The organism is Collinsella sp. SGI.178 (assembly GCF_050313495.1).
Classification (GTDB): Bacteria; Actinomycetota; Coriobacteriia; order Coriobacteriales; family Coriobacteriaceae; genus Collinsella.
Genome location: NZ_JBNPLM010000062.1, coordinates 1 through 383, shown reverse-complemented (window position 1 = coordinate 383; position 383 = coordinate 1). Strand labels below are relative to the sequence as shown.

Below are 383 nucleotides of genomic sequence, written 5' to 3'. Positions count from 1 at the left end.
GAAGGGCACGTCGCGGGCCCGGCACCACGCGGTGAAGGCGCCGTACCCGGGCAGCCCCTCCCCGCGGCCCTCGCGCAGGAACGCGTACACGGCCATCTTGGTCATCCCGGGCAGCTGGGCCTTCGCGCGGATCACCTCCTCGAGCGGGTCGAAGGCGCTGCCCCTCGCGGACCTCCCGTCGGCGGCGGACTCGCCCTCCCGCCAGTACTTGGCGACCGTGTGCCGGTCCATGCCGTGCCTCCTCGCGATCTCGCTGAAGTTCGGCTTCGCGCCGGACCCCCTGTAGACGTTCAGCTCTCCCATTACGTTTCGCTCCATATCCCGCTCCTCCCGGGTCGGATACCCGATCGGAGCATAGTTCCGTTAGCGCAGTTGGTGAAAGT

Annotated in this window: 1 pseudogene; it reads right to left on the bottom strand. The window is 68.9% G+C overall.

Annotated features, from left to right (window positions below):
• Positions 1-318, bottom strand: a pseudogene (locus ACQRAQ_RS08645) (IS21 family transposase); the annotation flags it as partial.
• Positions 319-383 lie beyond the last annotated feature (65 nt).